Source organism: Amycolatopsis sp. NBC_01307 (assembly GCF_035975215.1).
Taxonomy (GTDB): Bacteria; Actinomycetota; Actinomycetes; order Mycobacteriales; family Pseudonocardiaceae; genus Amycolatopsis.
On the sequence record NZ_CP108403.1, the window covers coordinates 4644158 to 4670002 of the forward strand.

At 70.8% G+C, this 25845-nt stretch carries 32 protein-coding genes and 1 pseudogene; 11 read left to right on the forward strand and 22 right to left on the reverse strand.

All coding sequences use genetic code 11. The features are described 5' to 3' along the window. Positions 1 to 29 precede the first annotated feature (29 nt). Positions 30 to 1406: a cation:proton antiporter gene (locus tag OG439_RS19440; RefSeq protein WP_326950774.1), complete on the forward strand. Its 1377-nt coding sequence runs from the start codon at positions 30 to 32 to the stop codon at positions 1404 to 1406. Here OG439_RS19440 and OG439_RS19445 read toward each other — a convergent pair. Both OG439_RS19445 and OG439_RS19450 read right to left on the reverse strand, forming a co-directional pair. Next, entirely contained in the window at positions 1403 to 2071 is a 669-nt protein-coding gene (locus tag OG439_RS19445; protein WP_326950775.1) for an RNA polymerase sigma factor, read from the reverse strand. The two genes, OG439_RS19440 and OG439_RS19445, sit on opposite strands and share 4 nt — an antisense overlap. Before the next feature lie 115 nt (positions 2072 to 2186). After that, positions 2187 to 2783 (reverse strand): TetR/AcrR family transcriptional regulator, encoded by a 597-nt coding sequence (locus OG439_RS19450; protein WP_326950777.1) that lies wholly within the window; start codon positions 2781 to 2783, stop codon positions 2187 to 2189. 36 nt (positions 2784 to 2819) lie between these two features. Here OG439_RS19450 and OG439_RS19455 point away from each other — a divergent pair, with 36 nt between their 5' ends. Continuing rightward, positions 2820 to 3167, forward strand: coding sequence for a cytoplasmic protein (locus tag OG439_RS19455; protein ID WP_326950778.1), 348 nt, complete (start codon positions 2820 to 2822; stop codon positions 3165 to 3167). A gap of 121 nt (positions 3168 to 3288) precedes the next feature. Here the strand turns inward: OG439_RS19455 and OG439_RS19460 are convergent, their stop codons facing one another. Continuing rightward, positions 3289 to 3990, reverse strand: coding sequence for a GNAT family N-acetyltransferase (locus tag OG439_RS19460; RefSeq protein ID WP_326950779.1), 702 nt, complete (start codon positions 3988 to 3990; stop codon positions 3289 to 3291). A 98-nt stretch (positions 3991 to 4088) separates the two neighbouring features. Between OG439_RS19460 and OG439_RS19465 the strand changes: the two genes are divergently transcribed. Continuing rightward, positions 4089 to 4967, forward strand: a complete 879-nt coding sequence (locus tag OG439_RS19465) for a LysR family transcriptional regulator (protein ID WP_326950780.1) — start codon at positions 4089 to 4091, stop codon at positions 4965 to 4967. Between the two features lie 14 nt (positions 4968 to 4981). On the opposite strand, the gene OG439_RS19470 is transcribed toward OG439_RS19465, so the two are convergent. From OG439_RS19470 to OG439_RS19480, 3 genes are read right to left on the reverse strand one after another with little or no spacing between them, the layout of a single operon-like run. Continuing rightward, on the reverse strand, positions 4982 to 5443 hold the full coding sequence (locus OG439_RS19470; RefSeq protein ID WP_326950781.1) for a nitroreductase/quinone reductase family protein: 462 nt from the start codon (positions 5441 to 5443) through the stop codon (positions 4982 to 4984). A 38-nt stretch (positions 5444 to 5481) separates the two neighbouring features. Then, the gene (locus tag OG439_RS19475) at positions 5482 to 6483 is read right to left on the reverse strand and encodes a zinc-binding alcohol dehydrogenase family protein (RefSeq protein WP_326950782.1); all 1002 of its coding nucleotides are present in this window, start codon (positions 6481 to 6483) and stop codon (positions 5482 to 5484) included. 4 nt (positions 6484 to 6487) lie between these two features. Then, positions 6488 to 7063 carry an NADPH-dependent F420 reductase gene (locus OG439_RS19480; RefSeq protein ID WP_326950783.1) on the reverse strand — a complete coding sequence of 192 codons (576 nt, stop codon included), beginning with the start codon at positions 7061 to 7063 and terminating at the stop codon, positions 6488 to 6490. Between the two features lie 153 nt (positions 7064 to 7216). Here OG439_RS19480 and OG439_RS19485 point away from each other — a divergent pair, with 153 nt between their 5' ends. Further along, on the forward strand, positions 7217 to 7828 hold the full coding sequence (locus tag OG439_RS19485) for a TetR/AcrR family transcriptional regulator (protein ID WP_326950784.1): 612 nt from the start codon (positions 7217 to 7219) through the stop codon (positions 7826 to 7828). 126 nt (positions 7829 to 7954) lie between these two features. On the opposite strand, the gene OG439_RS19490 is transcribed toward OG439_RS19485, so the two are convergent. The 7 genes and pseudogenes from OG439_RS19490 to OG439_RS19520 form a co-directional block, all read right to left on the reverse strand. Further along, the gene (locus OG439_RS19490; RefSeq protein WP_326950785.1) at positions 7955 to 9172 is read right to left on the reverse strand and encodes a cytochrome P450; all 1218 of its coding nucleotides are present in this window, start codon (positions 9170 to 9172) and stop codon (positions 7955 to 7957) included. Beyond that, positions 9169 to 9552: a carboxymuconolactone decarboxylase family protein gene (locus OG439_RS19495; RefSeq protein WP_326950786.1), complete on the reverse strand. Its 384-nt coding sequence runs from the start codon at positions 9550 to 9552 to the stop codon at positions 9169 to 9171. Before OG439_RS19495 ends, OG439_RS19490 begins: the two co-directional genes overlap by 4 nt. Continuing rightward, the gene (locus tag OG439_RS19500) at positions 9549 to 10379 is read right to left on the reverse strand and encodes an NAD(P)-dependent oxidoreductase (protein ID WP_326951573.1); all 831 of its coding nucleotides are present in this window, start codon (positions 10377 to 10379) and stop codon (positions 9549 to 9551) included. Before OG439_RS19500 ends, OG439_RS19495 begins: the two co-directional genes overlap by 4 nt. Beyond that, a complete protein-coding gene (locus OG439_RS19505; protein ID WP_326951574.1) occupies positions 10376 to 10708 on the reverse strand; it encodes an oxidoreductase C-terminal domain-containing protein in 333 nt (110 codons plus the stop codon). Before OG439_RS19505 ends, OG439_RS19500 begins: the two co-directional genes overlap by 4 nt. Positions 10709 to 10838: 130 nt before the next feature. Continuing rightward, a pseudogene (locus OG439_RS19510) lies at positions 10839 to 11567 on the reverse strand (NAD(P)/FAD-dependent oxidoreductase); the annotation flags it as partial. Further along, a complete protein-coding gene (locus OG439_RS19515; RefSeq protein ID WP_326950787.1) occupies positions 11564 to 11758 on the reverse strand; it encodes a ferredoxin in 195 nt (64 codons plus the stop codon). The gene OG439_RS19515 and the pseudogene OG439_RS19510, both read right to left, overlap by 4 nt. Positions 11759 to 11895: 137 nt before the next feature. Further along, on the reverse strand, positions 11896 to 12576 hold the full coding sequence (locus OG439_RS19520) for a TetR/AcrR family transcriptional regulator (protein WP_326950788.1): 681 nt from the start codon (positions 12574 to 12576) through the stop codon (positions 11896 to 11898). Between the two features lie 121 nt (positions 12577 to 12697). On the opposite strand from OG439_RS19520, the gene OG439_RS19525 reads away from it, so the two are divergent. After that, entirely contained in the window at positions 12698 to 13285 is a 588-nt protein-coding gene (locus tag OG439_RS19525) for a TetR/AcrR family transcriptional regulator (RefSeq protein WP_326950789.1), read from the forward strand. 32 nt (positions 13286 to 13317) lie between these two features. Beyond that, on the forward strand, positions 13318 to 14217 hold the full coding sequence (locus tag OG439_RS19530; RefSeq protein WP_326950790.1) for an NADP-dependent oxidoreductase: 900 nt from the start codon (positions 13318 to 13320) through the stop codon (positions 14215 to 14217). A 67-nt stretch (positions 14218 to 14284) separates the two neighbouring features. Here the strand turns inward: OG439_RS19530 and OG439_RS19535 are convergent, their stop codons facing one another. Further along, positions 14285 to 14761 (reverse strand): MarR family winged helix-turn-helix transcriptional regulator, encoded by a 477-nt coding sequence (locus OG439_RS19535; protein ID WP_326950791.1) that lies wholly within the window; start codon positions 14759 to 14761, stop codon positions 14285 to 14287. A 45-nt stretch (positions 14762 to 14806) separates the two neighbouring features. Between OG439_RS19535 and OG439_RS19540 the strand changes: the two genes are divergently transcribed. Next, positions 14807 to 15703: an alpha/beta hydrolase gene (locus OG439_RS19540; RefSeq protein WP_326950792.1), complete on the forward strand. Its 897-nt coding sequence runs from the start codon at positions 14807 to 14809 to the stop codon at positions 15701 to 15703. Positions 15704 to 15792: 89 nt separating this feature from the next. Here the strand turns inward: OG439_RS19540 and catC are convergent, their stop codons facing one another. The 4 genes from catC to OG439_RS19560 are packed head-to-tail and all read right to left on the reverse strand — an operon-like array spanning position 15793 to position 19001. Next, positions 15793 to 16083 (reverse strand): muconolactone Delta-isomerase, encoded by a 291-nt coding sequence (catC, locus tag OG439_RS19545; protein WP_326950793.1) that lies wholly within the window; start codon positions 16081 to 16083, stop codon positions 15793 to 15795. A gap of 33 nt (positions 16084 to 16116) precedes the next feature. Beyond that, positions 16117 to 16968, reverse strand: coding sequence for a catechol 1,2-dioxygenase (catA, locus tag OG439_RS19550; protein WP_326950794.1), 852 nt, complete (start codon positions 16966 to 16968; stop codon positions 16117 to 16119). A gap of 24 nt (positions 16969 to 16992) precedes the next feature. Then, entirely contained in the window at positions 16993 to 18096 is a 1104-nt protein-coding gene (locus OG439_RS19555; RefSeq protein ID WP_326950795.1) for a mandelate racemase/muconate lactonizing enzyme family protein, read from the reverse strand. Next, positions 18096 to 19001 carry a LysR substrate-binding domain-containing protein gene (locus OG439_RS19560; RefSeq protein ID WP_326950796.1) on the reverse strand — a complete coding sequence of 302 codons (906 nt, stop codon included), beginning with the start codon at positions 18999 to 19001 and terminating at the stop codon, positions 18096 to 18098. Before OG439_RS19560 ends, OG439_RS19555 begins: the two co-directional genes overlap by 1 nt. Positions 19002 to 19229: 228 nt before the next feature. Between OG439_RS19560 and benA the strand changes: the two genes are divergently transcribed. The 4 genes from benA (at position 19230) to OG439_RS19580 (ending at position 21833) form a co-directional block, all read left to right on the forward strand. Further along, positions 19230 to 20591 carry a benzoate 1,2-dioxygenase large subunit gene (gene benA, locus OG439_RS19565; protein WP_326950797.1) on the forward strand — a complete coding sequence of 454 codons (1362 nt, stop codon included), beginning with the start codon at positions 19230 to 19232 and terminating at the stop codon, positions 20589 to 20591. Then, positions 20588 to 21094 (forward strand): benzoate 1,2-dioxygenase small subunit, encoded by a 507-nt coding sequence (gene benB / locus OG439_RS19570; protein ID WP_326950798.1) that lies wholly within the window; start codon positions 20588 to 20590, stop codon positions 21092 to 21094. Before benA ends, benB begins: the two co-directional genes overlap by 4 nt. 8 nt (positions 21095 to 21102) lie before the next feature. Beyond that, positions 21103 to 21348: an ATP-binding protein gene (locus OG439_RS19575; RefSeq protein WP_442788196.1), complete on the forward strand. Its 246-nt coding sequence runs from the start codon at positions 21103 to 21105 to the stop codon at positions 21346 to 21348. Between the two features lie 125 nt (positions 21349 to 21473). Further along, positions 21474 to 21833, forward strand: coding sequence for an alpha/beta fold hydrolase (locus OG439_RS19580; protein ID WP_326950799.1), 360 nt, complete (start codon positions 21474 to 21476; stop codon positions 21831 to 21833). A gap of 71 nt (positions 21834 to 21904) precedes the next feature. On the opposite strand, the gene OG439_RS19585 is transcribed toward OG439_RS19580, so the two are convergent. The 4 genes from OG439_RS19585 to OG439_RS19600 form a co-directional block, all read right to left on the reverse strand. Next, positions 21905 to 23110 (reverse strand): MFS transporter, encoded by a 1206-nt coding sequence (locus OG439_RS19585; RefSeq protein WP_326950800.1) that lies wholly within the window; start codon positions 23108 to 23110, stop codon positions 21905 to 21907. 67 nt (positions 23111 to 23177) lie between these two features. Continuing rightward, the gene (locus OG439_RS19590) at positions 23178 to 24026 is read right to left on the reverse strand and encodes an aminodeoxychorismate lyase (RefSeq protein WP_326950801.1); all 849 of its coding nucleotides are present in this window, start codon (positions 24024 to 24026) and stop codon (positions 23178 to 23180) included. A 26-nt stretch (positions 24027 to 24052) separates the two neighbouring features. After that, complete coding sequence (locus tag OG439_RS19595; protein ID WP_326950802.1) at positions 24053 to 24973, reverse strand: ATP-grasp domain-containing protein; 921 nt, start codon at positions 24971 to 24973, stop codon at positions 24053 to 24055. A gap of 61 nt (positions 24974 to 25034) precedes the next feature. Further along, positions 25035 to 25754, reverse strand: coding sequence for an SDR family oxidoreductase (locus OG439_RS19600; protein WP_326950803.1), 720 nt, complete (start codon positions 25752 to 25754; stop codon positions 25035 to 25037). Positions 25755 to 25845: the final 91 nt, after the last annotated feature.

A 25845-nucleotide genomic window follows, 5' to 3' on the forward strand; every position in this document is an offset into this window, starting at 1 on the left:
CGTTCACCCACCCAGGAGCCGAACAAGCCATGAAGGCACCCGAATCCCGCCGTACCCTCGCGGCCGTCGCCGTGATCTCGACGCTGATCACCGTCGGCATGACGCACGCCGTTCCCGAGATCGGGAAACTCGGAAAGCTCGGGGACGGCGGCTGGTTCCGCGTCGTCGGTTTCCTGGTCGCGATCGCGGTGATCGTCGTGGCCGGGCGCCTGGGTGGCTGGGTCGCGGCCCGCGGCCGTCAGCCCCGTGTCATCGGCGAGATGGCGGCGGGGATCTTCCTAGGCCCCGCGCTGCTCGGCCAGATCGCACCGGAGGTGCAGCGCGCGGTGTTCCCGGCGGACTTGATACCGCACCTCGGCCTGGTCGCCCAGCTGGCGATCATCTGCTTCGTGTTCCTGCTCGGCGCCGATCTTCCCATCGGGCTGCTGCGCGGGTCGGGTCGCCGGGTGGCCACGCTGGGGATCGGCATGGTGGGCGTGCCGCTCGTCTGCGGGCTGCTGCTCGGCGCCGGGCTGGCCGGGGCGTACCGCCCGGCCGGGGTGGGCCTCCTGCCGTTCGTGTTGTTCATCGGCACTTCGCTGAGTGTCACGGCGTTCCCCGTACTGGTCCGGATCCTCGCCGAGCGCGATCTGATCAAGACGAGGATCGGCACGCTCGGCCTCGCGACCGCGGGTTCGGGCGACGCCGTCTCGTGGTGCCTGCTGGTGGTCGTGGTCGCGATGGCCCGCGGTGATTCGGCGGCCACCGCCATCCCGACCGCCGGGCTGCTCATCGCCTTTGCGGCGGCGACCTTGCTCGTGGTTCGCCCGGCTCTGCGGCACTTACTGGCGCTGGCCGGGACGAACACGGCGTTGCGCCGGTGCTCGACGTCAGTCGTCCTGCTCTGCGCCGTGTCCGGTGCCTACATCACCGACTGGATCGGCGTTCACGTGATCTTCGGGGCGTTCCTGGTCGGCCTGGCCATGCCGCGCGACAACGTCACCGCACAGCACCTCGGCCGCACCGTCGAACGCGGAGTCACGTTCGTTCTTCCGCTGTTCTTCGCGGTGATCGGCTTCAGCCTGCAGCTCACGTTCCTGCGGAACCCACGGGACTTCCTGATGTGCGGGCTGCTGATCGTCGTGGCCGTCGCCGGCAAGCTGGGGGCGACGACGCTGGTCGCCCGGCTGACCGGGCTGAGCTGGCGGGAGTCCGCGGGCCTCGGCGTCATGGTCAACTGCCGGGGCCTGACGGAGCTCGTGATGGTCTCCGCGGGGTTGTCACTGGGCATCATCGGCCCGGACCTGTTCGCGGCGTTCGTGGTGATGACGCTGGTGACGACGGTCATGACCGGGCCGCTGCTGCGTCGGCTCGAGCTCGAACGGGAAGCGAGCCGGCCCGCGGACGACCGCAGCATCGTCCGTTAGGAAACGCCGGCCAGGTCGAGCCCGCGTTCCTCGATCATGCACCGGAGCTGCTTGAGGGCACGCGTGCGCGTCGGGCCGATGCTGCCGATGGGGATGCCGAGGGTGTCGGTGATTTCCGAGTACGTCCGCGGGGCGTCGGTGTACAACGCGTGGAGCAAGGTCCGCCAGCGCGGCGGCAGTTCCTTCACGAGCGCGCGGATCTCCTGAGCGGTGACGGCGTCGATCACCCGCTCTTCCAGGTCGTCGGCCGGATCGGCGGAATCGCCTGGCCCTTCGGCGCCGTGCGCCAGGTGCGTGTCCCGGCGGGAGATCCGCAGGCATTCCCGGTGTGCCGTGGTCTTCAGCCAGCCGCCAAGGCGTTCCGGGTTGTCGATGCGGACGCAGTTCTCGATCAACCGCAGCCAGGTCAGTTGCACCGCGTCGCCGGCGTCGGCGGGTTGCAGCCGGAAGGAACGCGCGGTGGCCCACATGAGGCCGCCGTAACTGCGCACGATCTCTTCCCACGCCGCGGAATCCCCGGCACGGGCCGCGCGGAGCAGGTCGCCCGTCCCGGCCGCCGGGCCCGCTGGTGGCTCTTCCCGGATGAGCAGGCGGCCGGACCGGTGCGTGTTTCGCATTCCGGCGGTGGCCGGACCATTTCTCAACGCTGCTTTCAGCTCATTCATACGTCGGCACTATCAAGCAGGCGGTCGACAATCGGTCGACAGCTCGTCGACACAGCAGCTCACGAACGCGGGCCGTAGCAACGCTCCCCAGGCAGCGCCGAGGACGTCACGTCCTTCAGTCCGTGGGCTCGAGGGCCGCTCGAAGGATCGCCCGCGCGGAACCGGCCAGCACCTCGGCGGCGCGTGCGCGGTCGAGCCCGCCGATGTCGGTGAGCCACACCAGCGACTCGATGCCGGTCGCCGATCGGATCGCGACGGCGGTTTCGCGGATGTCGACGTGCGGATGGGTCTCGGCCAGCGGCGCCAGCGCCTCCTCGATCCAGCGGATCGCCCGGCCGCCACGCAGGACCGGCTGAGCCGCTCCCGGCTCCAAGGACAACCGCAGCTGCGCCCGAAGTTGCGGCTCCCAGCGCACCACAAAATCCAGGAACGACCGCATGACCAGCTCCAGGCGCGTCTCCGCGTCAGCCGGCGCGTCGACCGGCAGCAGCCCGACGCCGTCCTCGATTTCCGGATAAGCGGCGAGCAACAGAGCGCGCTGGTTCGGGAAGTAGCGGTACGCCGTGGTCCGCGAGATGCCCGCGATCGCGGCAGCGTCCTCGACGGCCGGCGACTCGCCGGCCGCGAGCAACTCGTGCGCGGCCGCCACCAGCGCGGCCCGGGTCCGGCCCTTCTGCCGCCGACGGCCGGTGGACTCATATGGTACCGCCATGCCATCATGGTACTCCAGTGCCATAAGGAGGCAATCATGGCCGACGACCCCATGGAAACGAACCCCGAGCTGTATCGAGTCGCCTTCGAAAACGAACGCGTCCGGGTGCTCGAGTACCTCGACGGGCCAGGCGACCGGACCGCACCACACCGGCACCCGGACAGCGTGATGGTCACCCTCAGCCCGTTCCGCCGCCGGATCCACGCCGGCGGTCGGGAAGTCGGCGTCGATCTGCCGGCAGGGGCGGTCCGGTGGCTCGACGAACAGGAACATTCAGGCGAGAACGTGGGTGACACCCCGACGCACTCGGTGTTCATCGAGCTGAAGGAGCCACGCCCCGACGGCTTCGTCCCGACCACCGCCTTGGGACCCGCTGAACCATGAGGACGCACTGCTCGCTCCGAGATGATCCGGCGGCGCCGCGGAAGGTGACGTCGGCCTGGGACCTCGGCCGCGTGGTCACGGCATCAGCCTGACGACACGGACGCTTGCGGCGGCGCGGCCGCTACCTCGGGCGCAGGACCGTCATGAAGAGTTCGCGCCGGACAGCGAACCCCAGCGTCTCGTACAACCTGATCGCGTTCGTGTTGGTGGCCGCCACGTGCAGGAAGGCCCGCTCTTCCCGGCCGGCGATACCGGCGATCAGCGCCCGCACGAGGCTGCTGCCCAGCCCCTGGCCCCGGTGGTCCGGAGCCGTGCACACGGCGCTGATCTCCACCCAGCCGGCGGGCCGCATGCGCTCCCCCGCCATCGCGGCGAGCACGCCGTCGCGGCGGATTCCCAAGTATGTTCCCATTTCGATGGTCCGCGGCAGGAACGGACCCGGCTTCGTGCGGCCGGCGAGGTCCAGCATCTCCGGGACGTCCGCCGCGCCGAGACGGACCGCCCGGGCGTCCGGGGCGCCCGTCAACGCCGGCGGCGCGGTCATCTGCACGACGTCGAACCGGTCGGCGACGGTCCAGGTCGCGGGCACCGGCCCGGAATGGTGGACGTACGCGGCCGAGCCGTGACCCACGAGGCGGGCGGCGTCGGCCCAGTCCCGCTCGGTCGCGTCGGCCGGGAGTCCGAGGAAGGGCGACACGTCCGTCCGGTAGCGCAGGACGCGTCCGCGCCGTTCGGCGAGCTCCGCCTGCGCCGGGCCGGACAGGGCCGAGTAGACCGGGTTGTCCAGGACGTGCTCGACGTCGGTCTTGAGCTGGTTCACCACGGGGTCTCCTCAAAGCCGGGGCGGGGCGCACTTCCAGCATCTCCACGAGCCTAAGATGAAGCAAATCGATGACGTTCATCTCTCGATCGGTGGATTCGATGAGTGTGACCCTGCGCCAGCTGGCCGTGTTCGTGGCCGTCGCCGACCACGAGGGCTTCGGCGCGGCCGCCGCCGCGCTGGGCCTGAGCCAGTCGTCGGTGTCGCACTCGCTCGCGTCGCTCGAAGCGGCGGTGCACGGCGAGCTGATCCGGCGAGCCACCCCGGTGCGGCCCACTCCGCTGGGCGAAGTGCTGCTCCCGCACGCGCGCGCCACGCTGTCCGCGGCCCGGGCCTTCGACGCGGCCGCCGCGGCGCACACCAGCGCCGCCGCGGCCGCGTCGATCAGCCTGTCCGTGCCCCCGACCGTCGCCCGCGGGCTGCTCCCGGAGCTGCTGCGGCTGTGGCACGACCACCTGCCGCACCTCGAAGTCACCGTCTTCGAGGCCGTCGACGACGAGATCGGCCAGTGGCTGGAAAGCGGCACCGTCGACGCGGCGTTCCTCATCGACCCGGACCCGCTCCCCCGCGGCGCGCTCCACGTGGCGACCGACGCCTACGAAGCCGTGGTCCGCAGCGACCACCCGCTGGCCGGCGAGGAGGCCGTCGAGCTGGCCGAACTGCTGGAAGACCCGTTGCTGGTCACGACATCCGGGTTCGGACCCCCGATCGAGCGCCTGCACGCGCTGGCGGGCCTGCCCTACCGGCCCGCCCGGCGCATCCGCGAGCTGATGACGTTGCTGTCCATGGTGGAGGCCGGCCTCGGCGTCGCGATCCTGCCGTCCCTGGCCGCGAGTATGCTCTCCGGCACCCTCACCCACATTCCGCTCCGGCCCCACCTGGAACGCCGGCTTGTGCTCACCGGCCCGGCCACCCGGCCCTGGCACCCGAGCGTGGTCACGATCCGGGACCTCACCGCAACGCACGTCAGGTCCGGCTGATGCCGGTGTCCGGGTCAGCTCTCGGTGGGTTCCAGCAGGATCAGCGGGACCTCGCGGTTGCCGGCCTCGACGGCTCGGGTGCGATGGCCGGCGAAGAACGGGTAAAGCTCGTCGGCGTGGGTCAGCCAGCTCTCCCGCTCCGCGCCTTCGGCCACCCGGGCGGTCATCAGCCGGCGGTCGGGACCGTCCTGCAGCTGGACCGTCGGGTGCGTGACGAGGTTGTGGAACCAGCTCGGGTTGCGGGCCTGGCCGCCGGCCGACGCGCCGACGGCGTAGACGCCGTCACGCTCGATGCGCATCAGCGCGACCTTGCGCAGCTTGCCCGAACGGGCGCCGCGCATGGTCACCACGACCACCGGGCCGCCCTCCATCGTCGCGCCTTCGCGGCCGTCGGTGCGCTCGTAGAGCTCGACCTGGTCGCGGGTCATCGGGTTGGTGCTGGGGACGTACTCACCGTCGAGCAGATCCTTGGTCACGTCAGGGACTTCCTTTCATTGGGGGGCGGCTTCACGCGTCAGCCGGCGATCTGGATCACGGTCTTCCCGACGGTCCGGCCGCTCTCGGCGAGCGTGTGCGCCGTCTTCATGGTGTCGGCGGTCAGGCCCTCGAGCGTGGTGGTGACGATCGGACGCAGCCTGCCCGCCGCGACGTCGGCCACCGCCCGGGCGAGGATCCGGCCCTGACTGGCGACGTCACCGCCGGCCACGATCTTGCTGAACACCATCTCGCTGTGCAGCGAAAGCGACTTGCCTGTGAAGGCCCCCAGGTCGAAGGGGCCGGTCAAGTCGATGGCGGCCAGGTGACCGAAGGGCCGCAGCACCTCGACGATCGCCTCCAGGTGACCGCTGGTGCCCGACGTCGAGAACACCAGGTCGACGTGATCGATCCCCGCCGCGCGGAGCTGTCCGGCCAGGTCGCCGCGGTGGTCGACGACCAGGTCGGCGCCCATCGCCGTCGCCCACGTCCGCGACTCGGGCCGCGAAGCCGTACCGATCACGAACGCCGATGTGGTGGCCTTGAGCAGTTGCGTGGCCATCGACCCGACGCCGCCGGCCCCGCCGATGACGAGCACCCGGCCGACACCGCCGGGCAGCGCGTCCTGGTCGCGGAACAGCGATTCCCCGGCCGTGAGGACGCCGACGGGCAGCGACGCGGCGTCGGTGAACGCGAGCCCGTCCGGGATCCGGGCGACCACCCGGTGGTCGACCGCGACGCGCTCGGCCCAGCTGCCGTCGCGGGTGATGTCGCCGGTGCCCAGCACCCGGTCCCCGACCGCGAACCCCGCGGCCGCGGGCCCGACCGCGGCGACGACCCCGGCGAACTCCCAGCCCAGGATGACCCGGCCACCGGGCTCGGCGCTGCGCGTCCGCCGGATCGCGGCTTCACCCGGGTTCACGCCGATCGCGTGGACCTCGACCAGCAGGTCACCGTCGCGTAACCGGGGTTCGGCGACCTCGACCAGGTTGATGGCGAACGCGTCGAGTGCGTGTGCTCTCTCGTAGGCCAGTGCCTTCATGGCTTCAGTCCTGCTTCAGGGCGTGCAGTGCCGAGAGCGGGCCGCCGATCTGCATCAGCCGGCCACCCTCGCGCAGCGATCCGGCGTCGACCGGGGCGAAGCCGAGGCCGTCGGCGACTTCGCGGAAGTCCGCTTTGGCGGCGTCGTCGTCCGCGGCGTAGAACAGCAGCTGCCGCCCTTCCGCGTGCCGGGGATCGGCGGCGATGTACGGCGCGTAGAGGGTGTTGAACGCCTTGACCACGCGCGCGCCCGGCGCCCGGTCCGCGACGAACTCACTCGCCGTCCCGACCTCGACGTCGGCGAAGGTGTTGGTGGTGTCGACCAGGATGCGGCCGTCCCACGCGGGCAGCCCGGCCAGCGCGTCGCCGACCTGCGGCCACATCACCGCGAGGAAGACCATGTCGGCGGCGGCCGCCTCGGCGGCCGTGCCCGCGCTCGCGAGCGGGCCCAGCCGGGTCACGACGTCGAGCAGCGTGTCCGGACCGCGGCTGTTGCCGAGGGTCACTTTGTGGCCGGCCGCCACGAGGTGACCAGCGATGGCCTGCGCGACCGTCCCGGCCCCGATGGTGCCGAAGTTCATGACCACCCCTTCCAGACTTTGATGACGTCCGCCATCAATAACTATGATTGCCATCGTCATCATTAATTGTCAAGCCAGGCTTCGCTGTGGACGCTCGATTTGATGATGAGTATCATCGGAAGAGGCGGTGTGGCCGCCAGGAAGGTGGTCGACGTGCCTCGCATCACGCAGGAGCAGAAGCAGCTCAACCGCGAGAAGATCGTCAACGCGGCCGGCGAGGGGTTCCGGCTGCGCGGCATCGACGGCATCGGCATCGAGGAACTGATGAAGTCGGCCGGCATGACGCACGGCGGGTTCTACAACCACTTCGACTCGAAGGACGACCTCGCCCTCGAAGTCCTCCACCAGGGCTTCACCGACTCACTCGAAGCACTCGACGCCATCCGCGACGCCCATCCCCGCTCGGCGCGCGCGGCCCTGCACGACATGGTCGACGGGTACGTCAGCGCCGAGCACCGCGACCACCCCGAGGCCGGCTGCGCCTCGGCCGCCCTCGTCACCGACGCCGGCCGCCACGGCGCCGCCGCCCAGGCCGAGTACCGGCGCGGGCTCGACGGCTACTTCGCCGCCATCACCGACATGCTGCTCGAACGCGCCCGCCAGTCCGGCACCGAACTCACCCCCGCCGAGGCCCGCGAGCGCGCCGTGGCGCTGTTCAGCCAGATGGTCGGCGCGCTGACCCTCTCCCGCGCCATCGCCGACGCCGCGCCGGACCTGTCGGACGAAGTCCTGGCGGCCAACCGGAAGCGGCTCAAGAAGCTGTAGACCTTCGTCGCTCCAGCCGCTCTGCTGCCGGGAACCACCACGCCCTCGGCGCCGGTCGGCTCGCCTCGCTACGAGCCCTTCCGGGCACCGTCGAAGCCGGCACGACCGACGCCTACCGCGCGGGCGTCACCAGGTGACGGGCAGGCTCCGCACGCCGTAGTTGGTGCCGAAGACGTCCATCGGCACCTCCGCCGCCGGGACCGCGAGCTTCAGGTCCGGGAAGCGCCGGAACAGCTGCGGCAGGATCGTCTTCAGCTCGGCGCGGGCGATGTTCTGCCCAAGACACTGGTGCACGCCGTACCCGAACGCGAGGTGGCGTGTCATCCGGCGGTCGAAGTCCGGGCTGTCGGGGGCGTCGAACGCGCGCGGGTCGCGGTTGGCAGCGGGCATCGCGACGACGACCAGGTCACCGGCGGCGATCCGCTGACCGCCGAGTTCCAGGTCCTCCTTCGCGACGCGGCCGAGCCCGAACTGGACGATCGTCAGGTACCGCAACAGTTCCTCGACCGCCGGGCCCACCTTGGCCGGGTCGTCGACCAGCTGCGCGCGCTGCTCGGGATGGGTCAGCAGGGTCAGCGCGGACAGACCGATCATCGCCATCGTCGTGTCGTGCCCGGCGAACAGCAGCAGCACGCCGATGCTGACGACGTCGGAGTCGGTCAGGATCGACTCGCCGGTGTCGGCGGTGCGCACGAGGTCGGCCAGCAGGCCGGTGGCGGCGGGGTCACGGCGGATCGCGGCGACGAGGTCGGTGATGTAGCCCATCAGCCACTTCGCGCCGGCCGCGCGTTCGGCGTGGGTCTTGCTGACGTCCATCATCACCTCGGTGGCGTGGTGGAAGCCGTCGCGATCGCCGTAGGGCACGCCGAGCAGCTCGCAGATGACCAGGCACGGGATCGGCAGCGCCAGGGCCTCGATCAGGTCGGCCGGCTTCGGCCCGGCGGCGAGCGCGTCGAGGTGCTCGGTGACGATCCGGTCGATGTAGGGCTGCAGCGTGTTCTGCACGCTCTTCGGGGTGAACCGCCCGGTCAGCAGCCGCCGGTACTTGCCGTGGTCGGGCTCGTCCATCATGACGAACGTCGGGTCGAGGCCCGCGTCGCCGTGGTCGGCGTCCGAAGTGCCGGAGTCGTCGGGCGGGACGTCGTGGCGGGGCCGCCGCGCGCTCATCCGCGGGTCGGCGAACACAGCGCTGCCCTCCTCGAACCGCGTCACGAGCCAGCCGGCCTGGCCGTTGGGGAACCGGACGCGGGTGACCGGCTGCTCCTCGCGCAGCTGGTGGTACTCGGCGGGCGGGTCGAGCAGGCTGGTGCGGGTGGTGGGCATGGCGGGCAGTTCGGTGGTCACTTCGCGGGCTCCGTTCCGGTCGTGGCGAGGGCGGCTTCGACGCCGCGGTGGAACTGGGTGCCGTTGCCCCAGCCCACGTAGAAGTGCAGGTGCAGAACAGCTTCGCGCAGTTGCTCGGCGGTGAGTTCGGCGTTGGCGAGCGCGCCGCGGACCTGGATCTCGACGAGGTCGGCGCGCCCCAGCGCGGCCGTGGCGCCGAGGACGAGCAGGCGGCGATCGCGAATGGACAGTCCGGGCCGGGCCCAGATGGCGCCGAAGAGGTGGTCGATCGTCTCGGCCAGCATCGGGGACGCCTCGTCCGGCAGCGTCTCGCTGAAGCCGGCGCCGTAAACGGCGTCCATCATCTCCAGGCCGCGGCGGCGGCGGTCGTCGTCGGTCATGACACCTCCTGATCGGGGTAGGCGAGGGTGCGCGGACCCGCCGCGCGAACGAGGGAAACCAGCGGCACGTCGACGCCGAACGTGCCGGCGAGCTCCTGCGCCGCGGCGAGGTCCTTGTCGAGCAGCTTCACCACCTGCGGCACCACCTCGCGGTTCGCCGGGTGCTCGGCGAGCTGGTCCCGCAGCCACGACAGCAGCGTCGCTCCCCCGGGGTCGGCGGTCTCGATGACCTCCACGAGCGTGGCCGGGTCGACCCCGGCGGCGCGCGCGAGCGTCACGGCTTCGTGCACGACGGTCCAGCTGCCGTAGGTGATGACGTTGCGGGCGATCTTCGTCGCCATCCCGGCCCCGAGCGGTCCACAGTGGACGACGCGCTTGGCGAAGTCGTCGAGCACCGGCCGGGCGCGGGCGACGACGTCGGCGTCGCCGCCGAGGATGGCGACCATCCCGTTCTCGGCGGCCTTGTCCCCCGGCGTGACGCCGCAGTCCAGCAGGGACGCTCCGGCGGCGGCGCAGAGCGCGGCGAGTTCGTGCACGACCGGGACGGCGACGGTCGACAGCAGCACCACGATCAGCCCCGGGCGCGCGGCGGTGAGCAGGCCGGTCAGGACGTCGCGGGCCTGGTCGGCGTCGACGACCGCGACCAGGACGACGTCGGACGCGGCGGCGACCTCGGCCGGGGAGGCCACCGCCCCGGGAAACGCGGCCGCGGTGTCGGCGCGGATGTCGTAGACCACCGGGACCCGGCCGCGGCGGGTGAGGCTGACGGCGACGCCGCCGCCGATCATGCCGAGCCCGACAACGCCGGCTCGCAGGTGCTGACTCATGCGGGAACTCCTTGTCCGGTCACGGTTTCCCACGGCGTCGGCGTGCTCAGGTGCGCCCGGGCGGCACGCAGGGCGCGCGGGCTGCCGACGCCGACCGCGGCGCGGACCACGCCGTGGGCGCCGTAGAGCGCGACGAACTTGCGCTCGGCGAGGCTGCCGTCGACGACGGTCATCCGGTCGCAGCCCCGCGGTGTGCCGTGGATCTGGATCTTCAGGTCGTACTGGTCGGACCAGATGTAGGGCACCGGTGTGAACGGCACCGGCGTCGCGGCGAGGATGTTGCGGGCGACCGCCCGGCCCTGCTCGGCGGCGTTGGTGCGGTGCTCCAAGCGGAGCCGCTCCCCCAGCCCGGCGTGCCACCACGACGCGACGTCGCCGGCGGCCCAGACGTGCGGGGGCGGCGCGGCAGAACTCGTCGCACACGACGCCGTCGCCGAGCGGGATGCCGCTGCCGGCCAGCCATTCGGTGGCCGGGACCGAGCCGATCGCGACCAGGACGGCGTCGGCGGCGACGGTCCGGCCGTCGGCCAGCCGGACGCCGCTCGCCCGGCCGTCCTCGGTCAGCACCTGCTCGACCCGCGTGCCGCGCAGCACCCGCACACCCTGGTCGATGTGCGTGCCCAGCAGGAACTCGCCGATCTCCGGGCCCAGCACGTCGCTCAGCGGGGCGGGCAGGTCGGACACGAGCGTGACGTCGGCGCCGGCCCGGCGGGCGACCGCGGCGACCTCGGCACCGAGGAACCCGGCGCCCACCACGACGAGCCGCGGTTTCCCGGCGAGCACGTCCCGCAGGGCGAGGCCGTCGGCCAGGTCGCGCAAGACGTGGACTCCAGGCACTCCGTCGCTGCCGGGCAGGCGGCGCGGCCGGACACCGGTCGCGACGACGAGTTCGTCGTAGGCCACAACGCCGTCGGTGCACCGGACTTCGCGACGGCCTGGGTCGACGGCGACCGCGCGGGTACCGAGCCGCAGATCGATGCCCGACGCGGCGAGGGCGTCCTGCTCGCGCAGCCGGAGCCGTTCGTGCGACCAGGTGCCCGAGAGCACCTGCTTCGACAGCGGCGGCCGGTCGTACGGGAGGTGTTCCTCGTCGCCGATCAGGGTGACGGTGCCGCCGAACCCGTCCTGCCGCAGGGTTTCCGCGGTCGCCAGGCCCGCGGCGGCGGCGCCGACGATGACGACGTTCACTCCTGGACGTCGATCGCGACGGCCGGGCAGACCGCGGCGGCCTCGCGGACCGCGGCGTGCTGCTCCGGCGGCGGAGTGGCGTCGAGCAGGATGACGATCCCGTCCTCGTCGCGCTGGTCGAACACGTCCGGGGCGGCCAGCACGCACTGGCCGGCGCCGCAGCACTTCTCCTCGTCCACGGTGATGTTCATGGGTTTCCCACTCTCTGACGACAACGTCGAGCGCTAACCTAACTAAGTTCAGTTAACGCCCGACGAGGGTCGCTGCCAAGAGCGTTCGGACTGTGTTCCATGACACAGCGTGCCCGAAACGGGACGAAGAGTACGGATCAGTCGTCGACGATGGTCGCGGCCATCAGCCGCTCGATCGCGGTCTCCGGCGGGCAGACCGGCTCGGCGACCGCCTCCCGCGCGACGAGCGCGTCGACCAGGCCTTCGGCCATCCCGTCCAGGGTGCCCGGATCGGCCGAGGCGACCAGGCTGAGCTGCAGGGACACCATCCCGTGCAGCCCCGCCCAGAGCGTGTGGGCCGCCTGCCGCGGCGGCAGGGCCAGCGAGTGCCCGGCGTCCAGGCACGCGTTGACCGCCGCGCGCAGCAGCCCCGAGACGGCCCGCGCCGGGTGCCGGCCGGCCCGTCCGGGCTCGAGCGCGGGCTGCCGGACGTCGTACATCAGCCGGTAGTGGCCGGGGTTCTCCCGGGCGAACCGGCAGTAGGCGCGCACCTGGGCCAGCAGCTTGCCGCGCGGATCCCCGGCGGCCACGGCGGCATCCGCGACGCGCATCGCGTGCGCGAGCTGCTCGTACTTGTCGGCCAGCGCGGCCCACACCAGCTCGGTCTTGTCCGCGAAGTGCAGGTAGATGCTCGGCGCGGCCACGCCGACCTCTTTCGCGACGGCGCGCATGGTCAGCTTCTCGTGGCTGCCCCACTCGGCCAGCAGCCGGTTCACCGCGGCGAGGACGTCAGCCTTCAGCTGGTCCCCTTCACCACGCCGGCTCCTCGGCCGATCCACCACCGCGCACCTCCCGCTCGAATTCAGGCTAACGGCTGTCCGGTTTGACAGGACCGAGCCTCGCCCGTAGATTTTCAATACGAACCGGTACCGTATCGAAAGTCAGGAGACAGGCAGCCCGATGAGCACCCCACCGCCCCGAGGCAGGCCGCGTGACGCCGGCCGTGACGTGGCGATCCTCGACGCGACGCTGCGCATGCTGACCGCCTCCGGGTACGAGCAGATGTCGATCGAGGCGGTCGCGGCCGAAGCCGGGGTCTCCAAGGCGACGATCTACCGCCGCTACCCGAACAAAGCGGCGCTGGTGGTCGCAGCCGTCGAGCACCGGGCCGGCGCCACACCACCCCAGGTCACCTCGGACAACCTTCGCGACGGCCTGGCCACGATGGCGGCCTGGCTCGCGAGCGAGATCGCCGAACAGGAAGTCGGCCTGCTCGGCGCGCTCTTCGCCGGGATGCGCAGCGATCCGGACCTGGCCGCGGGGATGCGGCGCATCCTGCACCGCGACGAAGCCGCGATGGCCGGTGAATCCTTCCGCGGCGCGCTCGAACACGGCGAAGAACTGGCCCCGCGGGCGGCGGAACTGTTCACGGAGATCGCCCCGGCCATCATCGTCCACCGGCTCGTCGTGGCCGGAAAACCCTGCGACGGCGCGTTCCTCGACCACCTCGTCGACGACATCCTGCTGCCGCTCATCCGGCGCCGGTGAACGACACCTCCGACGTCCCGAAAGGACCGGCCATGCGCATCGTCCGATACGATCGATTCGACGGCATCGAGCAGCTGTGGATCGACGAGGTTCCCGTCCCCGAAGCCACTCCAGGTCATGCGGTGGTGCGGATCCAAGCGTCGTGCGTCAACCCCGGCACCCTGTCCGCGCTGCGCGGAGCGACCTACGTACCGATCCGCGACCTGGCCGGCACCGTCACCGCCGTCGGCGCGGACGTGCACGACGTCAAGATCGGCGACGAGGTGCTCGGCTGGGCGCAGGACTGGTCGGCGCACGCCGAATTCGCCGCCGTCCCCGTCGAGCAGCTGGTCCCGAAACCGGCGGTGCTCTCGTGGGACGTGGCCGGTTCCCTTTACGTCACACCGATGGCCGGCCTGGCCGCCGTCCAGGCCGTCGAGCCCCGCGAGGGCGAGATCGTCGTCATAGCCGGCGCGTCCGGCGGGGTCGGTCTCACGGCCGCGCAGCTTGCCCGGCGAAATGGTGCGACGGTGATCGGCATCGCGGGGCCGGGCAACGCGGAGCGGCTGCGGGAACTCGGTGTGCGCCCGGTGTCCTACGGCGCCGACGTGACCGAGCAGATCCGCGAGGCGGCCGAGGGTCGTCCGATCGACGCCTTCATCGACGCGTTCGGGTCAGGGTACGTCGACCTCGCTCTCGCGCTCGGGGTGTCCCGGCAGCGCATCAACACCGTGGTCGATTACCAGGCCGCCAAGGAAAAAGGGGTCAAGGCCCTCGGCACGGTCAACGCCGGCGGCGGTTTAGGCCTGCGAAGTCTCGCCGATCTCGCCGCCTCGGGGGAACTGGCCGTGCCCATCGCCGCCGCCTACCCGCTCGCCGCGGTGCAAGCCGCTTATCACGCGCTCGCCGAGACCCGCCCCTTCGGACGGATCGTCCTGCACCCGCAGGCGTAACCGCCCAGCGATCCGGCGCTCTCACCGGTCTTCGACGCCGGCCCAGCGGACGTCGAACCGTGTCACCTCATCCGGCCGGGAGCCCCAGCTGACGTCGTTCCAGGTTCGAGCGCGCGGCGTGGAGCACCGCTGAAAGCGCTGTCAGCTCATCAGCGGCGACAGCGCCGCCGAGGATCTCCTGAATCGCCGCCCGCCAGACAGGCTCCGCCCGGGACACCACCGATTCGCCCGCCGGGGTCAGTGCGAGCAGGGACGAGCGGCGGTTGGCCGGATTCGGGCGGCGCTCCAGCCAGCCCTGCTTCTCCAAGCGGTCGACGATCTTGCTGGTCGTCCCGACACCGATCGCGAAGGCGGCGGCGAGATCCGCGACGCGGGCGTCCGGGTGGTCGCGGACATGACGCAGCAGCTCGAAGTACCCGCCCGCGACACCGGCCTCCGCCTTCACGCGGTCGGTGACCGCGTTGTAGAGCCGCGTCTCCACACGGACGAGGTCAGTGAACAGTGTGTCGAGGGCCACCAGATCTGCCGCTGCACTATCTGCCATGGCATATACTGTACTGGCAAGAACTCCGGAGTGGAAGGCAGGACGATGTCCACAGATCAGCGTGAACGCCTGGACGCGCAGCTCCGCGGCACCGGCGTCGGGGCCGAGCAGTCCGTCGCCGAACTCCGCGAAAACTTCGTGAAGCTGATGGACCCGCTGCCGGTACCGGAGGGCACCCACACGCGCGAGACGTCATTGGGCGGACGCCCCGCGCTGCACGTCAGCCCGGACACCGAACCCGCCTCCGGGACCCTGCTCTACCTGCACGGCGGGTCGCACGTCGTCGGCTCGCCCCGCACGGCGCTCGGCCTCACCGCGGGCCTGGTCGTCAGAACCGGGATCCCCGCCCTCTCCCTGGACTACCGGCTGGCGCCGGAGCACCCGTTCCCGGCGGACGTCCAGGACGTGGTCACGGCCTACCGCGAACTCCTCGACCAAGGCCACGCACCCGGATCGATCGCCTTCGCCGGCGACTCCGCCGGCGGCGGACTGACGATCACGGGCGCACTCGCCGCACGCGACGCCGGACTCCCCATGCCGGCCGCGATCGTCGCGTTCTCACCAGGCCTCGACGCGACTCGGACCGGCGAGAGCATCGTGACCAAAGCGGCTGCGGATCCCCTGCTCGACCGCGCGAGTCTCGACCGCATGAGCAGCTTCTACGTCGCGGACCAGGACCGTCGAAACCCGTTGCTCAGCCCGGCCGTGACCGCCGACCTGACCGGCCTGCCGCCCATCCTGGTGCAGGTCGGCACGAACGAGATGCTCCTCGACGACGCCCGCCGGCTCGCCCTGCGCGCGTCCGACGCGGAGGTCGACGTCGTCCTCGACATCACCGCGAAGGTCCCGCACGTGTTCCAGTCGTTCACCGGCCTGCTCGACGAGGCCGGCGAAGCGCTCGACCGGGCCGCGCTCTTCCTGCGCCAGCGCGTCCGCGGCTGACACGCTCCGAGCGTTCCCGATCCGAGACGCCTGAGGTGCGTGGTCGCCCTAGCCCGTGCTGCTGCCCTGCAGCCCTAAGGCCGCTGTGTTCAGGCCGGCCCGTTGTCGATCTTCGACGGGTGCCTCGCCAGCGGGGTGACCTCGATGTCCATGTACGGGAACAGCGGCAGTCCGGACAGCAGGGTGTGCAGCTCGTCGTGGTCGGTGACGTCGAGGATCGAGAAGTTGGCGTACTCGCCCGCGATCCGCCACAGCTGTGGCCACTTCCCCGCGCGCTGCAGCCGCTGGCTGTACTCCTTTTCGCGCGCCAGCACGGCGGTGCGTTCCGCCGGGTCCAGGTCCGGTGGAAGGCGTACGTCCATGCGAACGTGATAGAGCATCGGTCTCTCCACAGTGGACGGACAGGGGACGGGTCAGGACCGCTCGGGGTCCAGGACGAAGCCGTACTCGATGGTTTCGCCGTCGGCGGCCGGGCGCGGTGACAGCATCAGTTCCGGCTTGACCGCCGAGGCGATGTCGTCGTCGTTGTGGTCGTCGCCCGGGAAGTAGAGCTGGGCGGTCAGCAGTTCGTGACCCGGCGCGGACACCTTGACGTGCAGGTGCGCCGGGCGCCACGGGTGCCAGCCCGCCGCGGAGATGAGGTTGCCGCACGCGCCGTCGGTGGGGATCTGGTACGGCGCCGGCCGGACCGTGCGGATCTCGAACTTGCCGTCGGCGTCGGCGGTGAACGCCGCGCGCAGGTTCCACTCCGGGATGCCGGGGGCGAACTGCGAGTAGAAGCCGTCCGCGTCGGCGTGCCACAGCTCGACCTTCGCTCCGGCCAGCACCGTGCCGCCGGTCGAGGTCACCTGCCCGGTCCAGGTCAGCGGCGTCCCCGGCTCGTCCGCGCGCATCGGGACGGACCCGCGGGCGCCCTGCTCGGGCGCGTCCGGGACGTAGTACGGGCCTTCGATGGTGCCCTTGTTGCCTTCGCGGTGTTCGGTGGCGACGTCTTCGACGACGTGCTCGACCCACACGTCCAGGAACAGCGGCCACTCGCCGGTCTCGCCGACGCTGATGAGCCACGACTTGAGCGCGTTGTACTCGGCGTAGGTCACCTTGTGGCGGCGGATGGTGCCGTGGACGGCTTCGAGCACCTCGCGGGCCAGCAGGCTGACGCGCTCCTTCGGTGTCCCGGCGACGCCGGCGAGCTTGTCGGACTTGAACCGTTCCGTCGCGTGGGAACCCGAACCGGCGGCCGTGGCGGTCTCGTGGATGGCGGTCATGAATCCTCCTTGATTCGTGGTGGGTCAGCAGTCCTGGCGATAACGCCGGAGCTTTCCGGGATCGACGTCGGCCCCGAGACCCGCGCCGGGGCGGACGGTGAGTTCGCCGTCGGTGATGCACAGCGGTTCGGTGAGCAGGTCGTCGCTCATGTCGAGGAAGTTGGACAGCTCGCCGGGCCGCCGGGACGTCAGCGGGTAAGCGGCGCCGAACGCGACGGTGCACAGGGAGCCGAGCTGGCCGTCGATCTGGTTGCCCATCACGACTTCGAGGCCGAGGCCCTCGGCGAGGTGGTGGGTGCGCTGCGAACGGGTGAAGCCGGTGCGCGCGGTCTTGATGCTGATCGCGGTGGCCGAGCCGCCGAGGACCTCACGGGTGACGTCGGCGGGCGTGACGGCGGATTCGTCGGCGATGAACGGCACGTCGAGCTGCCGCACCAGCCACCGCCGGCCGAGGACGTCGTCGGCGGGGCAGAGCTCTTCGGCGAACAACAGCCCGAGGTCGGCCATCTCCCGCATGGCGCGGGCGGATTCGGCTGCCGTCCAGCCGCGGTTGCCGTCGACGTAGAGGTCGACGCCGTCGCCGAAGGCCTCACGCAGGGCGCGCACCACGGCGGTGTCGAGGGCCACCGGGTGGCGGCCGACCTTGACCTTGAAGGTGGTGATGCCGTGGGTGTCGCGCATCCGCTGTGCCTCGGCGACCATCGCGGCGGGCTCGTCGAACCCGAGCATGTGCGACACGCGCATGCGGTCGGTGTAGCCGCCGAGCAGCTCCGTCACCGAGACGTCGAGGGTGCGCCCGAGCGCGTCCCACATCGCCATGTCGACCGCGGACTTGGCGGCCGGGTTGCCGACGGTGCGGCCGAGCCGGGCGTGGGCGACCTCGCGGTCGAGCAGGCTCAGCCCGACCAGCTGCGGCGCGAAGATCGTCTCGATCACGGCGACGACGCCGGCCTGCGTCTCGCCGTAGGTGAACGGCCGCGGCGGTGCTTCGGCGATCCCGGTGACGCCGTCGTCGGTGTGCACCCGCACGAGGACGTGCTCGGCGGCGTGCACCTCGCCGGAGGCGAACCGCAGCGGCTTGCGGTACGGGATGGCGAACGGGATCGCCTCGACCCGGGTGATCTTCATCAGGTGACCTCCGCGGGTGGTCGTGCGGACGGGAAGACGTCCTCGAGGGCCGCGAGGACGGTGCTGACGAGCGGGGAACGGGTCTCGCGGTGCCAGGCCAGGGCCAGCTCGACGGTCGCCGCGCCGGCGAGGTCGCGGAACACGACACCGGCCAGCGGGAGCGATCGCGCGGAAGCGGGCACGACCCCGACGCCGAGGCCACCGGCGACCAGGGCGAGCAGCGTCGCGGTGCCGGGGGCTTCGTGCTGCTCGCGCGGGGTGAACCCGGCGTCCCGGCAGCTGCGCCGGACGGCCTCGTGCACGACCGAGTTGCGCCCGGTGTAGGTGACGAACGGCTCGGCACGCAGGTCCGCCACCGCGACGACGGGCTCGACGGCCAGCCGGTGGTCGGCGGGCACGGCGAGGATCAGCGGTTCGACCTCGATCACCCGGAAGTCGATGTCGGCCCCGGTGACCGGCGGCCGCAGCACCCCGATGCCCAGGGTGCCGGACCGCAGGTGCTCGCACTGCTCGGCGGTGAGGAGGTCGGCGCGGACCTCCAGCTCCACCTGCGGGACGCGCTGCGTGAGCGCCCGGGCCAGGTGCGGGAGGTGGGAGAAGGCGGCCGTCCCGGTGCACCCGACCCGGACCAGGCCGAGCTTGCCCTCGCCGATGCGCCGGACCCCGCGGACGCCGTTGCCGACCGCCGCGAGCACCCGCTGGGCCTCGGCGAGGAAGAACTCGCCGGCCGGCGTCACGGTGACCTGCCGGGTCGTGCGGGCCAGGAGGGTGACGCCCAGTTCGTCCTCCAGCTGCCGGATGGTGTGCGACAGGGCCGGCTGGGCGACGTGCAGCAGTTCGGCCGCCCGGCCGAAGTGGCACGTCTCGGCGACGACGGTGAAGTAGCGCAGGTGCCGTAGTTCCATGGCGGACCTCCTCCTGTGCCTCCGTCGCCGATCACTCCACCGTAGGGAGCGCACTCATCGAAGACAAAGACTTGATATCGCGTGATTGATAAACACTATCTATCAATGACACCCTGAGTCAGCACTGGGGTTTTGCCTGGTGTGACCGGCGGCACGGCCTGTCATGGTTCGAAGTCATGCCACGGCGGCACCGGTCGCCGGAGGCCGATCCGCGCCGCTGGAGGACCCATGACCGAGCTGCTGCAGCACGCATCCGCCGTCGTCGACGACGCCGTGGTCGAGGACCCCGAGGCGGGCGTCTACCGCGCCAACCGGCGGATCTTCACCGACGAGGAGATCTTCGGACTCGAGCTGAAGCACATCTTCGAGGGCAACTGGATCTACCTCGCCCACGAGAGCCAGCTGCCCAATCCCGGCGACTACTTCACCACCCACATCGGCCGCCAGCCGGTCGTCATCACCCGGGACAAGCACGGCGAGCTGCACTGCCTGATCAACGCCTGCGCCCACCGCGGCGCGATGATCTGCCGCCGCAAGACCGACAACCGCACCACGCTCACCTGCCCGTTCCACGGCTGGACCTTCCGCAACGACGGCAAGCTGCTCAAGGTCAAGGACCCCGACGGCGCCGGCTACCCGGACTCGTTCGACACCGACGGCTCCCACGACATGACCAGGGTCGCGCGGTTCGAGTCCTACCGCGGCTTCCTGTTCGGCAGCCTCAACCCGGACGTCACGACGCTGGCCGAACACCTCGGCGACACGACGAAGGTGATCGACATGCTCGTCGACCAGTCACCGGACGGCCTGGAGGTGCTGCGCGGCGCGTCGAGCTACACCTACGACGGCAACTGGAAGGTCCAGGCGGAGAACGGCGCCGACGGCTACCACGTCACCGCCACCCACTGGAACTACGCCGCCACCACCGCCCGCCGCGCCACCGGCGAGTCCAAGAACAGCACCAAGACCCTGGACGCGGGCAGCTGGGGCAAGTCCGGCGGCGGTTACTGGTCCTACCCGAACGGGCACCTGTGCCTGTGGACGTGGGCGGGCAACCCCCAGGACCGTCCACTGTGGAGCCGGATGGCCGAGCTGAAGGAGAAGTTCGGCGACGCCAAGGGCGAGTTCATGGTCCGCGGCTCCCGCAACCTCTGCCTGTACCCGAACGTGTACCTGATGGACCAGTTCTCCACGCAGATCCGGCACTTCCGGCCGATCGCGCCGGACAAGACCGAGGTCACCATCTACTGCATCGCGCCGAAGGGCGAGAGCGCCGACGCGCGGGCGTGGCGGATCCGGCAGTACGAGGACTTCTTCAACGCCTCCGGCATGGCCACCCCGGACGACCTGGAGGAGTTCCGGTCCTGCCAGCTCACCTTCCGCGCCACCGCCGCACCCTGGAACGACATGAGCCGCGGCGCGCAGCACTGGCTGACCGGACCGGACGAAGTCGCCGAGGCCCTGGACATGAAGGGCGTCATCTCCGCCGGCAAGAAGAACGAGGACGAGGGTCTCTACCCCGTCCAGCACGGCTACTGGCGGGAAACCATGCAGGCCGCGATCGCCGCCGAGCGAGGGGAAACCCGATGACCACCGCCGAAACCACGATCACCCAGCGGGACGTCGAGCAGTTCCTCTACCGCGAGGCCCGCTACCTCGACGACCGCGAGTTCGAGAAGTGGCTGGAGTGCTACGCCGACGACGTCGTCTACTGGATGCCGTCCTGGGGTGACGACGACCTGCTCACCGAGGACCCGCAGACGTCGGTCTCGCTGATCTACTACCCGGACAAGGGCGGCCTGGAGGACCGGGTGTTCCGCATCCGCACCGAACGCTCCAGCGCGACGTCCATCCCGGAGCCGCGGACCAGCCACAACATCACCAACGTCGAGCTGATCGAACGCCGCGGCGACCTCGTGGACGTCCGGTTCAACTGGCACACCATGTACTTCCGCTACAAGACGGTCGACCCGTACTACGGGACGTCGTTCTACACCCTCGACTTCTCCGGCCCGGCGCCGCTGATCCGCCGCAAGACCGTGGTGCTGAAGAACGACTACATCCACCACGTCGTCGACGTCTACCACTTCTGAGGCCCGCCATGACGCACCAAGTCGTCCTGGAGGTGCTCGACGACGGCCCCGGCATCCCGCCCGAGGACCGAGAGCGCGTCTTCGAGCGCTTCGCCCGGCTGGACGACGCCCGCGCCCGCGACGCCGGCGGCTCAGGCCTCGGCCTCACCCTCGCCCGCGACATCGCGGCCCGTCACGGAGGCTCACTGCACGCGGCGGACAGCGCGACGGGCGCCCGGCTGGTCGCGCGGCTGCCGGGACCACCTCACCGGTGAATCGCCGAACACCTGCTGTCGCAGGTGATCACGTGAAGTAGTGGCCCTGCCCGATGTCCTCGATCAGGCCGGGGTGGGTGGGTTTCCAAGCCAGCAGCTCCTGCGTGATGGCGCTGGACGCGGGCATGTCGGTACCGAGCAGGTCCTCCTCGCCGGGCCGCCGCGCGATGGTGGAGAACCGGCGCGACCCCGCCGTCATCGAGCGGCAGTTCCGCATCCTCGGCGGTGCGACGGACACCCCGGAACGGGCGGCGATCCGGGAGGAGACCATCGCCGCGATCCTGCGGACCGTCGACGTTCCCGTGCTGATCCTCGCCGGCATGCGCGACGGCGTCATCTCCCCCGAGTCCACGTTGCGGGCCGCACGCAGCGTGCCTTGGGCCAAGGCGGTGCTCTTCGAGGACGAGGGCCATTTCGTCACACGGGAACGCCCGGAGCGGCTCGCCACCGAAGTCGCCGCCTTCCTCGAAGAACTGAACTCCTGACCGCTTCGCGTCTTGTGGTCGGCACCTGCTGCGGAGTGCCGTCCAAGACGTCTGGGGCTCATCGAGGTGGGTCAAAGCGTTTTCGGGCGGGAGGCAAGGGCACCGAACACCGTCTGGACCACCACGAGCGCGACCAGAATGGCGAGTGCCGGGGTCCATGACGCGGTGGCGTCGTGGACGGCGCCGATGGCGATCGGGCCGAGTGCGGCGAGGGTGTAGCCGGCGGCCTGGGCCATGCCCGACAGCGCCCCGGCTTCGGCGTAGTGCCGTGTCCGCAGCCCGAACAGGGACAGTGCCAGGGTCAGGGTGATGCCGATGGAGAAGCCGGCGATGACGGCCCAGATCACGGCGATTCCCGGCGCGAGCAGAAGCCCGGTCAGGGCCCCCATCAGGAGCAGCGACCCCCCGATGGCGATCGGGCGCTGGTCGGGAAGCCGGTGGACGAGCGCGGAACAGAGCAGACTGCCGAGCAGCCCGGACAGGTTGAACAGGAGCTGGTGGAAGCCCGCGGCCGCCGAGCTGATGCCGACGACTCGCTCGATGGAGGGCAGCCACGTCAACAGGACGTAGAACGCCAGTGACTGCAGGCCCATGAAGAGCGTGACCTGCCACGCGAGCGCACTCCTCCACGGGGAGCGCGTCCCGCTCGCGCCGGGGCCGGCCGACGGCGTGACGATTCGGGTGAACCGGCGCAGCCGAGGGGCGAAGACGCCGAGCGCCAGGACCGCGAGCCCGGCCCAGACACCGAGCGAGAGGCGCCATCCACCGGATTGCTGACCCGCGAGCGGGACCGCGATTCCGGCGGCGATCGCGGCGACGCCGGACTGGGCCGCGGTGTAGACGCCGGTGACCGGTCCGATGCGGGCCGGGAAGTCGCGTTTGACGAGTGCGGGCAACAGCACGTTCACCGTCGCGATCGCGACGCCGAGCAGCGCGGTACCGGCCCACAGCAGGGGCTGGGGCGGCGTGGAGCGCAGCACGATGCCGACGGCGAGCAGGAGCAGCGCGGCGCCGAGCGCGTGTTCCAGTCCGACCTTGGCGGCTACCTTCGGGGCGATCGGCGAGAACGTGGCGAACGCGATCAGGGGCACGCTGACCAGCACCGACGCGGCCACCGACGAGAGTCCCTGGTCGTCTTGGACAATGCCCAGAACCGGACCGAGGCTGGTGATCGCCGCCCGCAGGTTCGTGGCGATCAGGAGAACGCCGGCCAAGATCAATCCAGGGCGCAGCAGCGTCGCCCGTGGCGAGAGTGCTGTCCGGGCAGGGACGGTCATGAACTCAGAGCCTCCTCGTGCTGAGACGTCCTATCGGGGTTGCCCGAAGCCGGGGTGAACGGCGAGCTCAGGCGTAGCCGGCTTCGTAGGCCGCGCTCAGCTCACGGTGGAGTTCGCTCGCGTCGGGCAGCACCTTGCCGTCGAGCGTGTGCACCCTGGTCAGCTTGCGCACCGAAGAGGCGACGAAAACGCCGTCGCCCGCGTACAGGTCGTCCACGGACAGCATCTCGATCTTGGCGGTGAACCCGGCGCGCTCGGCCCCACGGTAGACCGCGGCCTGCGTGGTCCCGGGCAGGATGCCGAGAATGGGGGGCGGGGTGTAGAGGGTCCGGCCGCGCACCATCACCACGGACACGGTCGGGCCTTCGAGCACCGAACCGTCGGTGGCGGTGAAGATCACATCCGACGCCCCGCGCCGGTCCGCCTCGCGCAACGCGGCCATGTTCACCGCGTACGACAGCGTCTTCGCGCCCAGCAGCAGCCACGGCGCGCGCACGGCCAGCCCCGGCTCGATGCCGCGCTCCAGGGTCACCGCGGCGATACCTTCGCTCCGCTCGCTCATCATCTTCGGAGTGATCTCCAGACCGAGCGCGAAGGCGGTCGGCGCCGAGCCATGCCCGGCATCCGATCCCCTCGTGTAGATCAGCTTCATCGCGAATTCGCCGTCGCCGCGCCAGTTGTCGATGACCTGCCGGACGGCGCGCTTCCAGTCCGTCTCGCTCGGTTCCGGCAGGTCGAGCATCCACGCCGACCGGACCAGCCGGTCCAGGTGGAGCCCCAGCTCCCTCGGCTCCCCGTTCTCGACCAGCACCGTCTCGAACACCCCGTCGCCGCGCAGCAGCCCCAGGTCGGTGGCCCGGACGCACGGATCGTCGGGTTCGGCCACGGTCCCGTCCAGGAAAGCAAGAACGCGCATGCGCTGCTCCTGTCCTCGACGCCTTGTCATCTGACGCCTCGCGACGAAGAGCCACCGACGCGTTCGGCCAGGACCTCGGCGAACCGCAGGGCGCTGCCCTCACCGAAGGGCAGGTTCAGCGACGGTTCGCAAATGTCCAGCTCCAGTACCACCGGCTTGCCGTTGTCATCGCGTATCAGGTCGACGCGGCCGTAGAGCAGGGGCCGGTCGAGTCCCAGGTGCGACGCGGTGGCATCGAGTGCGGCCGACGCAACCACGCGTTCGCTCTCGTCGGCGACGCGCGCCTTGCGGAATTCGAGCGTCGGCACGTTCACCGTTCCGTCCGGCATCAGCATCGCGCTCTTGCGGATGGCGTGGCTGTACCGCCTGTCGAAGTAGACGAGGTCGGTTTCTCCGTTGCTGTCGACCGAGCCGAAGTAGGGTTGCAGCAGGACCTGCCCCCCTTCCTCGCACAGCCGCGACATGTGGCCGGCGGCTTTGGTCTCCATCGACCGGGTGAATCGCTGGACCTCCCTCGAGTACGCCCCGACAACGGGTTTGACCACGATCTCGGTGGCCTCCGGGTGTTCGGCCAGGAAATCGCGCACGACGGACGCGGGATCTTCGCTCGGTCCGGCGAACCTGCTCGGGACGATGGGGACGCCGAGGGCGGCGAGGTCGGCCAGGTAGGACTTGTCGAGCGCCCACCGGGCGACCGCCAGTGGATTGAGCAGGAGCGTCGAGGCGTCGACGCGTTCACACCAGGCCAGGAACTCGGAGAGCCGGTCGACGTAGTTCCACGGCGAGCGCAGCAGAACGGCGTCGAAGCGGGACCAGTCGACCTCCTCGTCCTCCCACTGGCATATCTCCGTGGTGAGCCCGATCGTGGTGCAGGCCTCCCGCAGGAGTGGCATGTCGTGGTCGATGGCGAGGTTGACGGTGTCGGTCACGAGGGCGACGGTGGTCATGACGCGAATCCCATGCTCGAGGTGCGGGACGGGGAAGCCGGGCTCGCGGCCCGCGGATAGGTCACCACGGCAGAACCTCGCCCGCGTGCACATAACTGCCCGTGGGACCGTGGTCGTCCAGCAACGCCAGGCTGACGCTGGTGGCGGCACCGGCCGGGGGTTCGAGGTCACCCGCCCCCTCGTTCATGCCGGTCCTGGTGTAGCCGGGGTGCGCCGAGTTGACCTTGATCGGTGTGTCGCGCAGCTCGTAGGCCAGGTGCACGGTCCACGAGTTCACCGCGCCCTTGGTGGCGCTGTAGGCCGGCAGCGACTTGAAGGTGGGGCTGTAGGTGTAGGAGCCGGGATCGCTGTGCAGGGTGAGGGAAGCGAGCAGGCTCGAGACGTTGACGATCCGTCCCGCCGGCGACCTGCGGATCATCGGCAAGAACGCGAGGGTCACCTCGACCAGGCCGAACACGTTGGTGTCGAACGTTTCGCGCCATTCGGGCAGCGACTGCTCCGACGGCTGCTTGCCGTACTCCTCGATCCGGACGGCCGCGTTGTTGACCAGGATGTCGAGCCGGCCGTACCGGGTGTCCAGCTCCGCGGCGGCGGTGGCGATGCTCCGCGAGTCCGTCACGTCGAGCTGGAGGCCTTCGACGTCCAGACCGGTACTGCGCAGGCCCGCCGCAGCCTCCGTGACTGCCGTGCGGTCGCGACCGCTGAGCACCACCCGGACGCCCTTGCCGGCGAGCTGGCGCGTGATCTCGAGCCCGATGCCGCGGTTGGCACCGGTGACCAAGGCTATCTTCGACGGGGTTGTCAAATCGGTCTCGCTCTCTCGTCGTTCCGGCAATGTCTCGAAGGAAATGTCACGAAGGCCCAGGAACTGG